Source organism: Seonamhaeicola maritimus (assembly GCF_008056315.1).
In the GTDB taxonomy this organism is placed as follows: domain Bacteria; phylum Bacteroidota; class Bacteroidia; order Flavobacteriales; family Flavobacteriaceae; genus Seonamhaeicola; species Seonamhaeicola maritimus.
Window position 1 is genome coordinate 329,689 of the sequence record NZ_VRKQ01000010.1, and the last position, 13,565, is coordinate 343,253.

General features: G+C 32.9%; 12 protein-coding genes. 2 read left to right on the forward strand and 10 right to left on the reverse strand.

Annotated features, from left to right (window positions below; all coding sequences use genetic code 11):
• Window positions 1-61: 61 nt before the first annotated feature.
• A complete protein-coding gene (locus tag FUA22_RS09600; RefSeq protein ID WP_147767749.1) occupies window positions 62-1,606 on the reverse strand; it encodes a glycine--tRNA ligase in 1,545 nt (514 codons plus the stop codon).
• Between the two features lie 106 nt (window positions 1,607-1,712).
• On the opposite strand from FUA22_RS09600, the gene FUA22_RS09605 reads away from it, so the two are divergent.
• Together FUA22_RS09605 and FUA22_RS09610 are read left to right on the forward strand one after the other, a co-directional pair.
• The gene (locus tag FUA22_RS09605) at window positions 1,713-2,393 is read left to right on the forward strand and encodes a ComF family protein (RefSeq protein WP_147767750.1); all 681 of its coding nucleotides are present in this window, start codon (window positions 1,713-1,715) and stop codon (window positions 2,391-2,393) included.
• A gap of 55 nt (window positions 2,394-2,448) precedes the next feature.
• Window positions 2,449-4,068 (forward strand): Ig-like domain-containing protein, encoded by a 1,620-nt coding sequence (locus FUA22_RS09610; RefSeq protein WP_147767751.1) that lies wholly within the window; start codon window positions 2,449-2,451, stop codon window positions 4,066-4,068.
• Here FUA22_RS09610 and FUA22_RS09615 read toward each other — a convergent pair.
• The 9 genes from FUA22_RS09615 to FUA22_RS09655 all read right to left on the reverse strand — a co-directional run bounded on the left by FUA22_RS09615 (window position 4,055) and on the right by FUA22_RS09655 (window position 13,549).
• A complete protein-coding gene (locus FUA22_RS09615; RefSeq protein ID WP_147767752.1) occupies window positions 4,055-4,834 on the reverse strand; it encodes an amidohydrolase in 780 nt (259 codons plus the stop codon). The genes FUA22_RS09610 and FUA22_RS09615 overlap by 14 nt on opposite strands.
• Before the next feature lie 2 nt (window positions 4,835-4,836).
• A complete protein-coding gene (locus tag FUA22_RS09620; RefSeq protein ID WP_147767753.1) occupies window positions 4,837-5,982 on the reverse strand; it encodes a methionine aminotransferase in 1,146 nt (381 codons plus the stop codon).
• A gap of 30 nt (window positions 5,983-6,012) precedes the next feature.
• Entirely contained in the window at window positions 6,013-6,702 is a 690-nt protein-coding gene (locus tag FUA22_RS09625; RefSeq protein ID WP_147767754.1) for a LytR/AlgR family response regulator transcription factor, read from the reverse strand.
• A 131-nt stretch (window positions 6,703-6,833) separates the two neighbouring features.
• The gene (locus tag FUA22_RS09630) at window positions 6,834-7,802 is read right to left on the reverse strand and encodes a sensor histidine kinase (RefSeq protein WP_241664803.1); all 969 of its coding nucleotides are present in this window, start codon (window positions 7,800-7,802) and stop codon (window positions 6,834-6,836) included.
• 237 nt (window positions 7,803-8,039) lie between these two features.
• Window positions 8,040-9,263, reverse strand: a complete 1,224-nt coding sequence (gene lhgO / locus FUA22_RS09635) for an L-2-hydroxyglutarate oxidase (protein WP_147767755.1) — start codon at window positions 9,261-9,263, stop codon at window positions 8,040-8,042.
• 10 nt (window positions 9,264-9,273) lie between these two features.
• Complete coding sequence (locus tag FUA22_RS09640; RefSeq protein WP_147767756.1) at window positions 9,274-11,043, reverse strand: MutS-related protein; 1,770 nt, start codon at window positions 11,041-11,043, stop codon at window positions 9,274-9,276.
• Window positions 11,044-11,120: 77 nt separating this feature from the next.
• Window positions 11,121-11,813, reverse strand: a complete 693-nt coding sequence (locus FUA22_RS09645; protein ID WP_147767757.1) for a zinc metallopeptidase — start codon at window positions 11,811-11,813, stop codon at window positions 11,121-11,123.
• Window positions 11,814-11,952: 139 nt separating this feature from the next.
• Window positions 11,953-13,053, reverse strand: coding sequence for an alanine dehydrogenase (gene ald, locus FUA22_RS09650; protein WP_147767758.1), 1,101 nt, complete (start codon window positions 13,051-13,053; stop codon window positions 11,953-11,955).
• Between the two features lie 217 nt (window positions 13,054-13,270).
• Window positions 13,271-13,549, reverse strand: a complete 279-nt coding sequence (locus tag FUA22_RS09655; RefSeq protein WP_170309891.1) for a SemiSWEET transporter — start codon at window positions 13,547-13,549, stop codon at window positions 13,271-13,273.
• Window positions 13,550-13,565: the final 16 nt, after the last annotated feature.

A 13,565-nucleotide genomic window follows, 5' to 3' on the forward strand; every position in this document is an offset into this window, starting at 1 on the left:
AGTATTCCTTGGGCTTTTTGTTGATATTATATGAGATGCTAAAACAAGTTCTACATAACAACTACTTCATCTTCATTAACCAAGAACGCACATCTACTTCATTCTTAATTATGCTTCTCAATTCGTCGATCTTAACACGTTGTTGCTCCATGGTATCTCTATGACGAATTGTTACTGTGTTATCTTCTAAAGTGTCATGATCTACGGTAATACAGAATGGTGTCCCGTTTGCATCCTGACGTCTATAACGTCTACCAACCGCATCTTTTTCATCATAAACAACATTGAAATCCCATTTCAATTCATCAACAATTTTACGCGCTATATCAGGTAGTCCATCTTTTTTAACCAAAGGTAAAATAGCAGCCTTTACCGGAGCTAAAACACTAGGCAATTTTAAAACCGTTCTACTTGTTCCATTTTCTAATTCCTCATCTTGTAAAGAGTTTGAGAAAACTGCTAAAAACATTCTATCTAAACCAATAGAAGTTTCTAATACGTAAGGTGTATAACTTGCATTATCTTCATGATCAAAATATTGTAACTTCTTTCCTGAATATTCCTCATGCGCCTTTAGATCGAAATCTGTTCTAGAATGAATACCCTCTAACTCTTTAAACCCAAAAGGAAACTTAAATTCAATATCTGCAGCGGCATCAGCATAATGCGCTAATTTCTCATGGTCATGGAATCGATAATTATCTTCTCCCATTCCTAATGACAAATGCCATTTTAAACGGGTTTCCTTCCAATGCTCATACCATTCTTTTTGAGTACCTGGTTTAATAAAGAATTGCATTTCCATTTGTTCAAACTCACGCATTCTAAAAATGAATTGTCTTGCTACAATTTCATTTCTAAACGCCTTACCTGTTTGTGCAATTCCGAAAGGAATTTTTAAACGACTCGTTTTTTGAACATTTAAAAAGTTCACAAAAATACCTTGAGCCGTTTCCGGACGTAAATATAAGTCCATAGCACTATCAGCCGAAGCTCCTAGTTTAGTTCCAAACATCAAGTTGAATTGCTTAACATCTGTCCAGTTTTTAGAACCAGTTAATGGGTCGGCAATTCCCAACTCTTCAATAAGGGCTTTAACATCGGCCAAATCTTCATTTTCTAAAGATTTTGCCATTCTAGATAGAATGGTATTTATCTTTTCTTGATACCCTAAAACGCGTCCGTTAGTTGACACAAATTCTTCTTTAATAAAAGCATCGCCAAAACGTTTAGCTGCTTTTTTTACTTCTTTATCAATCTTTGTTTCAATTTTAGCGCAATAGTCTTCAATTAAAACATCTGCTCTATAGCGTTTTTTAGAATCCTTATTATCAATTAATGGGTCGTTAAAAGCATCAACGTGCCCAGATGCTTTCCAAGTAGTTGGGTGCATAAAAATTGCAGCATCAATACCTACAATATTTTCATTCATTTGCACCATGGCTTTCCACCAGTAGTCTCTTATGTTTTTCTTTAACTCTGCTCCGTTCTGAGCATAGTCATAAACTGCACTTAAACCATCATAAATTTCACTACTTTGAAATACATATCCGTATTCCTTTGCATGCGAAATAACCTTCTTAAATTTATCGTCTTGATTTGCCATAGGTGCAAAAATAAAAAACCCCTTGAAACTAAAAGCTTTCAGGCCTAAAAATTAAACCAAAATTGACATATTTTTTGATTAAGTTTACAACAACATGTCTTTTTAAATGTTTAAGTCTTTAGTAAATCTATTTTTCCCAAAAGTCTGTTATGCTTGTCTTAATTTACTTAATGACAATGAAGACACCATTTGTATAGATTGTAGGCACGAATTACCAGTTACTAATTTTCATTTTGATAATAATGAAGCTGTAAAAAAAGTACTGTATGGACGTGCAAATATTGAAAACGGCACCGCCTTATTTAGATTTGAAAAAAAAGGACTTGTACAAAATCTAATTCACGGTTTAAAGTATAAAGGTTATGAAAACATAGGATACGTCTTAGGCAATTGGTTAGGTGGGGAACTTAAAACGATTGATTCTTACAAATCCATAGACATTGTTGTTCCGGTTCCGCTACATAAAAAGAAAATAAAGAAACGAGGTTATAATCAGGTTGCTAAATTTGGACAGCAAATAGCCGAATCGCTTGATGCCATTTATACTGAAGATGCTTTAGTTAAAATCACTAACACAAAATCTCAAACCAAGAAAACCAGATTATCTAGATGGAAAAACAGCGATGAACTTTTCACTTTAAAAAACATAAATTCTATAGAAAATAAACATATCCTTTTAGTAGATGACATTATTACAACTGGAGCAACTTTAGAAGCCTGTGCTTCTGTTTTAAACTATGCCAAAAACGTTAAAATAAGTATTGCAACCATGGCAATAGTGCCTTAAGTTGTCCGTTATATCTCTAAATTTATGTAGGTTTGTGCAAAATTTAAAATTGGTGATGAATAAAACCCTTTCAAATTTTATTTTAATTATTTTTTTAAGTCTCGTTTTTATAAACTGTGCTAACCGAGGAACTCCTGAAGGAGGACCAAAAGACGAAACTCCTCCAGTAATTTTAAAATCAATTCCAGAAAATTATACTACCAATTTTGAAGGAACTGAAATCAAGGTTTATTTTGATGAATATGTGAAAATTAAAGACCTTCAAAAACAACTCATAATATCACCTCCAATGAAAACCCAGCCGGAGGTTAAACCTATAAGTGGTGCTAGCAAATACATTACCATTAAAATATTTGACACACTTCAACCCAACACAACGTACGCCTTTAACTTTGGAAATAGTATCACAGATAATAATGAAGGAAACCCTTACCCGTATTACAGATATGTATTTTCCACAGGGAACTATATAGACTCACTTACCGTAAAAGGCAATATAATGGATGCTTTTAATAAAGACCCAGAAACCTTTGTTAACGTTGCATTATATGAGGTTGATTCTACTTATACAGATTCTATTATTTATAAAGAAGTCCCAAAATATATAACGAATACACTAGATAGCCTAACAACATTTTCTATTGAAAACATCAAAGAAGGAAAATACATGTTGATGGCCTTAAAAGACAATAATGGTGACAATAAATTCCAGCAAAAATCTGATCAAATAGCGTTTCATAAAGAATTTATTACTGTGCCAACAGATTCCCTTTATACCATGAAGTTATTTAATGAGGAATTAGATTTTAAGGCTGTAAGACCTAAATTGGAATCTGGCGAAAAAATTGCTTTCGGATATGAGGGTGATTATAAAAACATGAAAATTGATATCCTTTCTGAAGTACCAGAAGAATTCGAATACCACATTACCAAGGATGAAAAAGCAGACACTTTATATTATTGGTACACACCAAGAATGGAGGTTGATTCGTTGATTTTTAAAATTACTAGTATTGATTACGAAAAAGACTACACCGCTAGAATCAGTATACAAGAAAGAGATTCATTAATAATTAAGGAATCTACCACTGGAACTATAGGACTTGATGAATTATTTAAAATTAGCGGTAGCACTCCTTTTGTTTCTTTTGATGTGGCAAAGGCTAAGTTAATTGATAAAGATTCAGCAAATGTTGATTTCAGAACCAAATTTGACACCATAAATAATTCCTATGTTTTCGACTTTAAAAAGAGCTATGAGAATAGATATGTAATGACAATTATGCCTGAAGCATTTAAAGATCTTTTTGAAGGAACCAATGTTGACACATTAATGTACTCGGTTGGCACAAAAAAAGAATCTGATTATGGATTTGCCCGTTTAACTTTAATTGGAGCTAAATACCCTGCTATTATCCAATTAACCGATACTTCGGGTGAAGTAAAAGTTGAAAAATATTCAACAGAACCAGAGCAAGTAGACTTTTTAGATTTAACACCTGGAAAGTATTATGTAAGAGTGATTCATGACGCTAATGGTAACAGAAAGTATGATACTGGGAGTTATTTGAAGAAGATACAACCTGAACATGTGAGTCATTTTATTTTTGATAATGATGAACAAGTACGCGCCAACTGGGGCCTCATTCAAACATTAAATTTTATCTCAGATTAAAATTATCTCTATCGTTTAAGAACTTTAAGGCGTTTCGATATTTTTGAATATGTTGTTTTTCTAAGGTCACTATTTCTATTTGTTCTTTACTAGGTTGAATTGAAGTAATTTCATTTCCTAAAACATCATAAGCCGCAGAATGCCCACAATATTCAATATCAATACCGTCAACCCCTACTCTATTTACACCTATACAATAACTCATGTTTTCAATTGCACGAGCATTTAATAAAGTATCCCAAGCATTAATACGTGGTTTTGGCCAATTAGCTACGTACAACAATACATCATAATCTTCGGTGTTTCTAGCCCAAACTGGAAAGCGAAGATCATAACATATAAGCGTACAAATTTTCCAGCCTTTATAATTCACAATAACTCTTTCATCACCACTAGCATAAGTTTTCTCTTCACCGGCCAAAGTGAAGGTATGTTTTTTATCATAGATTGAAATATCTCCAGAGACCTCAACAAACAAAAGGCGATTGTAATATTTTTTATTTTCAGAAATCACAATACTCCCAACAAGTGCTGTTTTATGTTTAGATGCCATTTGCTTCATCCATTCCACAGTGTCTCCTTGCATGGTTTCAGCTACCTTTTCTGCATTCATAGTAAAGCCGGTTGTAAACATTTCTGGAAGTACAACTAAATCAACTTTTTCAGAAATGGCATCTATTTTTACTGAAAAATTATCGCGATTTTGTACTGGATTCTCCCAAACTAAATCCGACTGAATTAAGGCAACTTTTAATTGTTCTTGCATACTTAAATTGTGTTTAAAATATCGGCAGCTCGTTTTAAAGTCTCATCCTTTTTAGCAAAACAAAAACGAAGCACCTTATCATCCAATCCATTAGCATTAAAAACTGATAACGGAATGGAAGCTATTTTCTTTTCAATAGTCCATCGTTTTGCTAACTCTACATCATGTTCATTAGTGATTTCAGAATAATCTAACAACTGAAAATATGTGCCTTTTGCTGGTGAAAACTTAAACCTAGATTCTTTTATTAAATTCAAAAAGAAATCACGTCGTTCTTGATAAAATTCAGATAACATCATATAATGCTCGGGGTTTTGCATATAATCTGCAATTCCTTTTTGAGTAGGGTGATGAACGCAAAAAACATTAAACTGATGGACTTTTATAAACTCTTTCATCAATTCCTTAGGCGCACAACAATAGCCAATTCTCCACCCAGTATTATGAAAGGTTTTACAAAACGAAGCCACCAAAAAACTTCTTGATTTTAAATCTGGAAACAAACATATACTTTGATGTTTTCCTTCATCAAAAATCATATGTTCATAAACCTCATCACTCAAAACTATGATGTTAGAATCTCTTGTGATTTCCTGCAGATTAAGTATGTCTTCTTTTGAAAAAACCGAACCTGTAGGGTTGTGAGGTGAATTAATAATAATCATTCTAGTTTTATTAGTAATCTTCCCTTTCACCTCTTTCCAATCAACTTTAAAATTAACGGAAGCCCTCATTTGAATAGGCACTACTATACCGCCATTGAGTTCCACCATGGGCTGATAACTATCATAAGCCGGCTCAAAAACAACAACTTCGTCTCCCTTATTTACAAAAGTGGTTATAATAGTTGCAATAGCTTGAGTTGCCCCCGCTGTTATAGTGATTTCAGTTTCAGGATTGTAATAAGCACTATATAGCGCATCTATTTTTTTAGCAATGGCCTCACGCAACTCATAATTCCCAGCCATAGGTGCATAATGATTATACCCAGAATTCATGGCTTTACTAACCAAATCAACTAACTTTTTATCGCTATCAAAATCTGGAAATCCTTGAGATAAATTAACCGCATTATGCTTTGTGGCCAAACCACTCATAACTGAGAAAATAGTGGTTCCTACATTTGGAAGTTTAGAAGATTGCTGCATGAGTTAAAGATAAGGACTTATCTAGAAAACTTAAATACCCAATGCCTTTAATAAATTCGGCTTGTAAGTTCTGCCTATTGGGATTTTATTTGCATTTAGAAACACTGTATTTCCAGTGATTTTATCTACACATTGACTGTTAATGATAAAAGATTTATGCACTTGTACAAACTGCTTACCTTGAAGTTTTTCAGTCCAGTTTTTTAATGAATCTATAAATGATAGCTTTTGAGTTTGTGTAACCAAAGTAATGTAGTTTCTATCAGACTCAATGAAAATAATCTCATTAAGCACTATTTTATGCATTGTCTTATCAACATTTAAAAAGATAGTTTCTCCTTTGCTTTCTTCTGAAAGTTTCGGAACTTCCATTCTATCCTTTGCCTTATTAATGGCTTTTAAAAACCTGTCAAACGAAAAGGGTTTCACCAAATAGTCAACAATAGTTCTTAATTCAAAACTACTCACGGCATGCTCTGGATAAGCCGTTGTCATAATGACTACAGGTGGATTTTTAACGGTTTTTATAAAATCTAACCCAGACATGTCAGGTAAATTTATATCAAGAAAAACCACATCAACCGTATGTGAATTTAAAAACGAATTAGCTTCTATAGCCGCCTTAAAAGTATTCACTAATTCTAAACTTGGAATTTTACCTATAAAGTTTTGTAATATTTTTTGAGCCGGTATTTCGTCTTCAATAATAATGCAGGTCATCTATTATTTTCTTTATTTCAATTGTTATCGTCATTCTGAATTTATTTCAGAATCACATCCTAAAATTATGAGAACCTGAAATACTGAAATAAATTCAGCACAGGCAAGTTCAGGTTGATGTAAACAGCAATTTATAATAATTCTATTTTTAAATATACTTTAAAAGTCTCTCCCTTTTCAATATTAAACTCATAGGCATCTTCATAAATCAACTCCAATCTTTTTTCAAGATTTTGTAGTCCAATTTTAAAACTACCCACTTCATTTACATCTTTAAATCCATTTTCACACACACATACTAAAACACCATCTTCAACCTTAATAAGAATAGAAATATCATTATTTAAAGCACTATGCTTAAATGCATTTTCAATAATAGTAATCAATAGTAACGGCGCTATTTGATACTCATAAGAATCTATCTCCTTCTTATATAAAATCTCTTTAACACCCTCAACACGTATCTTCTGAAACTTAATATAATTATCAATAAACTGAACCTCTTTTTCTAAGGAAACCTTTTTTGAATTACTCTCATATAACACATGTTTTAAATTATCAGAAAGCATCAAAATCATATCAGGAACTTCATTAGGCTTCTCAAAAGAATACGAATAAATTGTGTTCAAATTATTGAATAGCACATGCGGATTTATCTGAGATTTTAAAAACTTTAATTCCATTTCTACATGCTCTTTTTTAATGGCTTCAACCTTTTCTTGTTCATCTAAAAATCTGTATAACATCCAAACAAACGAGAAGAAAATTAATGGCACTAAAGACTGCCATAAATAGTCGCTCAAGCATTTAAAAACAGTACATCCGCATTGGGCAAATGTGTAACAATATAATTGTGTGGCTAAAAATGAAATGATGGCGAACACAAAAATATACATCACATACATTCTCTTCTTTACAAAAAAAGGTAGCAGCCATAAATTGTTGGCATAAACTATTATTACCAAAAGGAATAAGTATTGAAGAAATGGATTTTCTTTCCAATAGAAATCAGAAAAAACAAAAAGTGATACAAACACAAATAGCATCCAAAACAGAATGTGCACTAAAGCTTGGGAAACATGTTTATTGATGATTCGCATATCGAAATTGAAAATACTCAGAAAACCTATAAACATCAAAAGTTATGTACAAAATATCATTTTACAGTTACCAACGTCAATTTTTGGCGTTCGTAAATCTATTTATTGCATTGACATAGTCAAACAAGGTATCTGTCCAGATTGTTAGAATTTAATAATATCCTATGATATATTTGATTATCAATTGTTAAACTAACAGTTTTCAAATCATCAATTTAATTGGGTTAACTTAATTGGTTAACCCAAATTAAAATGCTTTGTAGCCATTTCACAAATACTATCCCCAATGGCTAAACATGCGGTAGCAGCAGGTGATGGTGCATTTAACACATGAATACTTTTGTCTTTATATTCAATTCTAAAATCGTCTTGCATAGAACCATCTTCTTTTAATAACATAGCTCTTACGCCAGCTCTACCAGGTTCAATATCCCCCATGGTCAGTGATGGAATTAAACGTTGTAGAGTTGTTAAGAATTTTCTTTTTGAAAAGGCTCTTCTATATTCATTAATTGCGAAACCGGTATGATTTTTAAGTAAGTTCCATGTCCCTGAATAAGTTAATGCATCAACCGTATCCTTTAAGCTAAAATCTGTCTTACCGTAACCCTCTCGTTTAAAGGTTATAACCGCATTGGGTCCACACTCAACATCTCCATTAACCATTCTGGTAAAATGCACACCTAAGAAAGGAAATGCAGGATTAGGCACTGGGTAAATTAAATTCCTCACTTTATTTTTCGCTGCATCGGTTAGGTTATAATAGTCCCCACGGAAACCAACTACCCGCTCCTTGAGTCTTACATTATCCTTTTTTGCCAATCGGTCTGCCTGCAAACCACCACAGAAAATCATGTGTTTAGTAGTATACCTGTTTTTTGAAGTTACTACTTCAGTGGTATCCATCCCATGTGAATAATCAATAACTTTTTCTCCCAAAACAATCTTACTGTTTGGTTGTTTTGATACAACAATATCTGCAAAGGTTTCGGTTGCCCCTTTAAAATCAATAATACCTGTACAAGGCACCCAAATACCGCCAATGCTTTCTACATGAGGCTCAATATCCTTTAATTGGTGGGCATCAATTTTTTCAATACCCTCAGTATTATTAGCTAATCCGTTATTGAAGATTTTGTCTAAAAAAGGTAATTCACATTTATCAACTGCGGCTACCACTTTTCCGCAAACGTCATGTTTTACCTTATGCTTTTTTGCAAAATCCACCAATTCTTTTCTTCCAACAACACAGTTTTTTGCTTTAGCAGAACCAGGTTTATAGTACAAACCTGAATGTATAACACCTGAATTATTTCCAGTTTGATGCGCTGCCAAACTGTTTTCTTTTTCAATAAGAAGAATTTTTAAAGAAGGAAAACTAATCTGTAATTTATAAGCTGTTGCAGCTCCTACAATGCCACCACCAACAATAGTAATATCATATGTTTTTTGAGTATTCAAAACTTAGATTTTACACAATATCCATTTTCTTTAACAGAAAAGATGCATTCATATTTTGACATACACCCTTTTTTAATTTATAGTCAAAATGCAACTCATCATCAATAATTTCGGCATCAAAATAGTAGTTTTTAACATCTTCCAATTCCTCTTCAATCTCGCACAAACTCAAATCATGGGTAGCAATAATTCCAGTAGCGTTAGAAGCCACTAATTTCTCCACAAACTTTTTTGAGCCAATAGCTTTATCTGTGCTATTGGTTCCTTTTAATATTTCGTCTAAAACAATGAAATAAGGTTCATAAGCGATGGTATCGACAATAAATTTAAGTCTTGTCAACTCTGAAAAGAAATACGAACTATCATCAGTAAGCGAATCTGTAGTACGCATACTAGTGATTAATTTTACCGGAGAATACTGACTTGTTTCAGCACAAATAGGCAAGCCTATATTAGCCATAACAATATGTAAAGACACCGTTCTTAAAAAGGTGCTTTTCCCAGCCATATTTGCCCCTGTAACAATAAAGAATTGCTCATTATCAATAGTTAAATCACTATCAACTCTTTTGGTTTTATCTAATAACGGATGCCCTAAATTTTCAGCTTTTATAACCGCCCTTTTTTCAACTATTTCAGGAAAAATGAAATCAGGGTGATTATAAACATAATTCCCTAAGGAATTATACGCATCAAAAAACGATACCACCTCGAACCAATCTTCCACTTTGTGAGCATACTTTTTAATCCATGCTTCAATACGAAATGCATTTTTAATATCGGTTAAAAAGAATCCGTTACCAAAAATAGCTCCAATAAGATTGTTTCTATTATCTAAAGCATCTAAACCTCTTGATAACTCGTTAAAAATAGCTGATGCTTTTTTAGCTTCGGACTTAATTTTATCTTGTTTTTGTTTCAAAAGGACCGAAGTAAATTCTTCTTCCTCTATATGTTTAAGTAATTGGGAATATTGCCTAAACGTATCCTTAACTTTATCTGTGTATAAAGACAAAACATTGGTTTTCTTCACATAACGTCCCGTAATCCCAAGCCCTATAAACAACCAATATCCTAACAGAGAAACATCTACTATATTGAGCAAAATAAATACAAATAAAACAACCGTAGCCACACTAAAACCGATAGGCAACCACTTCATCATATTTGGAAGAAATGGCTTATAATGCTTTAGCCAATGTATAATCTCTTTTGCGGGAGTTTCAACTGTAACCAAGCTAGATGTTGCTGAATAATATTGACGCCATTTTGGTTGACTACTTAGTTCCTTTATGGCTTCTTGTCTTATAGGAATCTCTTTTACATTATTCGCCTTTAACAAAGAAGCTAAAGTTTCGGTTCCTTCATTTATATGTGCTCTATTTATAAATTGAAAAAACGACCCACGACCAAATAAATCGATATCTAAACTGTAAAAGTGTGTTGGGTCTTGAAACTGTAATCCTCTATCCCTATCATGAAAATTTCCGGAAGCTATTTCTATTTCATCTTCATTAATTTCGACCAAAGCTTCATTAAAAGCCTTTTCTTGTTTTACATCGGTGTATTTTGAAAGGAGTTTTACAAACACTATAGCACCAACTATACCTATAGATACAGCCAATTGCCAAACATTGAATACCATGTAAATACCAAAAACAGTCAAACTAAAAACTAACAAGCGTAATAAACTTAAAGTCACCATTCTTTTTTGGCATGCCTTGGCTTTAGCTTGGTATTTTTTTTGGTGTTCTTTATAATATTCTATTGGGTTATTCATGAAGTTTCAATTGTGGATTAAAGAAACAAAAAAGCCCTGAAAAATCAGAGCCTTTTATAAGTTATAATTTGAAAATATTAGTCTCTACCAAAAACTTGTAGTGCCCAATATAATAAGTTAGCTAATGCTCCAATAGCTGCTACTAAATAGGTTCTTGCAGCCCACTTAAGAGCATCTTCAGATCCTTTATATTCTTCTTGTGACACAATGTTCTTATTTTGTAACCAAGCTAATGCACGGTTACTAGCATCATACTCTACAGGCAATGTAATAAAACTAAACACCGTTGCGAATCCCATCATAACCAATCCAGCCACAGCAACCCACCAGCCTAATCCTAAACCAGCAGCTCCACCAAGAATAAGTCCACCAATGACTAACCATTGAGACATTCCTGAACTTACACTCACCACCGGCACTAATGTAGATCGCATTTGCAACCAACTATAAGCTTGTGCATGCTGAACAGCGTGACCACACTCATGAGCCGCAACAGCCGCAGCAGCTGCATTACGTTGATGATAAACAGCTTCACTTAAATTAACGGTTTTATTTTTTGGATTATAATGATCTGTCAATTTTCCTGGAGTGGAAATAACCTCAACATCATAAATACCATGGTCTGCCAACATTTTTTGAGCCACTTCTGCACCACTCATACCATTGCGTAATTGTACTTTAGAATATTTATCAAACTTTCGTTTTAAAGTATTACTAACTGCCCAACTTACTAAAGCAATAGCTCCTATTAATATATAATATCCAAACATAATGTCTTTTTTAAATTTATAGTAAATATAACAATAATTGCACCACTTTATAAGGCATGAAACTTTGTCATAAAAAAGACTCTAACAAACTAATTATAGTTTATTAGAGTCAATTAACCTTTTAACAACTTAACTATCACTAAGCCATTTCGAATTCTAAATCGAAGGCTTCAGCAATTTCTTTATATACAATTTTACCATGTACTACGTTTAACCCTTTAGCCAAAGACGCATTGTTTTCACAAGCTTTTTCCCATCCTTCGTTTGCTAACTTAATTACGTATGGCAATGTAACATTTGTTAAACCTACTGTTGATGTATAAGGTACAGCCCCCGGCATATTAGCAACCGAATAATGTACCACGTCATCAATAATATAGGTAGGCTCTTCATGTGTGGTTGGTCTTGTAGTTTCAAAACAACCACCTTGATCTACAGCTACATCAACAATTACTGTTCCTGGCCGCATTTCTTTAAGCATGTCTCTAGTGATTAACTTAGGTGCTTTTGCTCCTTTAAGTAATACACCGCCAATAATTAAATCTGTTTGTGGCAAATGTCTTCTAATATTATATTCACTTGAAAACTCTGTATGTACATTCTCAGGCATGATATTAGCAATATGACGCAATTGCTTCATATTAACATCCATGATTGTAACATTAGCACCTAATCCTGCAGCCATTTTCGCTGCCTGAATACCAACAATACCACCGCCTAAAACTAATACATGTGCAGGAGGCACTCCAGGAATACCACCCAATAATATACCACGACCTTTAATTGGTTTTTCTAAATATTTGGCTCCTTGTTGAATTGACATTCTTCCTGCCACTTCAGACATTGGAATTAACAATGGTAAAGATCCATCAGCGTCCTCAACAGTTTCATAAGCAATACAAACTGCTTTACTTTCAATCATAGCATCTGTAAGCGCTTCACTTGATGCGAAGTGGAAATACGTAAATACCGTATGATGAGATTTAATCAAAGCATACTCTTTTTCAATAGGTTCTTTAACCTTTACAATCATTTCTGCCGCAGCATACACATCCTCAATAGTATCAAGAATAATAGCACCTGCTTTCACATAATCTTCATTAAAAAAACCACTACCAAAACCAGCATCTTTCTGCACAAAAACAGTATGATTTCTTTTGGTTAATTCGAACACTCCAGAAGGCGTCATACCAACTCTGTTCTCATTATTTTTAATTTCAATAGGAACACCAATTTTCATAAGGCAAATGTTTTAAAAATTATTAATTAAAAATGCACGCAAAACTAAAATAAATGATTGACATATTATTTATATAATCCATTTTTTTTATTTTATTCATAATTTATTTAACTTTAATTTATGAATCATATAAAATATATCGATTTACAAGTGTTTATTTACGCATTCTTCAATAGGACGTTCGTGCAAAATAAAACCCCTAATTTTTAAGAAAAGTTTATGATTTTTTACTGTACTTTACTTTGAAATACAACAATAAAAAAGAAGAAATGATAGTAACCGAATTTGCCAAAATCATGGCAATACTTTTTACCAAAATACCGTAAATAAGCCAGAATAGAATACCAATAAAAAAGATAAGAAACATGGGTAAGGAAAATGACTCCACATCTTTAGTTTTCCAGGTTTTAAACACCTGTGGTAAAAAAGCCGATGTAGTCAAAACAGCAGCTATTAAACCAATGATTTCAATGTAGTCTATGTTGAAACCTTCCATGTTAATAAATAAAAAT

Bases quoted from the DNA above. Each gene is read 5' to 3' on its own strand.
- FUA22_RS09600 (WP_147767749.1), bottom strand. From the start codon at position 1,606: ATGGCAAATCAAGACGATAAATTTAAGAAGGTTATTTCGCATGCAAAG.
- FUA22_RS09605 (WP_147767750.1), top strand. From the start codon at position 1,713: ATGTTTAAGTCTTTAGTAAATCTATTTTTCCCAAAAGTCTGTTATGCT.
- FUA22_RS09610 (WP_147767751.1), top strand. From the start codon at position 2,449: ATGAATAAAACCCTTTCAAATTTTATTTTAATTATTTTTTTAAGTCTC.
- FUA22_RS09615 (WP_147767752.1), bottom strand. From the start codon at position 4,834: ATGCAAGAACAATTAAAAGTTGCCTTAATTCAGTCGGATTTAGTTTGG.
- FUA22_RS09620 (WP_147767753.1), bottom strand. From the start codon at position 5,982: ATGCAGCAATCTTCTAAACTTCCAAATGTAGGAACCACTATTTTCTCA.
- FUA22_RS09625 (WP_147767754.1), bottom strand. From the start codon at position 6,702: ATGACCTGCATTATTATTGAAGACGAAATACCGGCTCAAAAAATATTA.
- FUA22_RS09630 (WP_241664803.1), bottom strand. From the start codon at position 7,802: ATGCGAATCATCAATAAACATGTTTCCCAAGCTTTAGTGCACATTCTG.
- FUA22_RS09640 (WP_147767756.1), bottom strand. From the start codon at position 11,043: ATGAATAACCCAATAGAATATTATAAAGAACACCAAAAAAAATACCAA.
- FUA22_RS09645 (WP_147767757.1), bottom strand. From the start codon at position 11,813: ATGTTTGGATATTATATATTAATAGGAGCTATTGCTTTAGTAAGTTGG.
- ald (WP_147767758.1), bottom strand. From the start codon at position 13,053: ATGAAAATTGGTGTTCCTATTGAAATTAAAAATAATGAGAACAGAGTT.
- FUA22_RS09655 (WP_170309891.1), bottom strand. From the start codon at position 13,549: ATGGAAGGTTTCAACATAGACTACATTGAAATCATTGGTTTAATAGCT.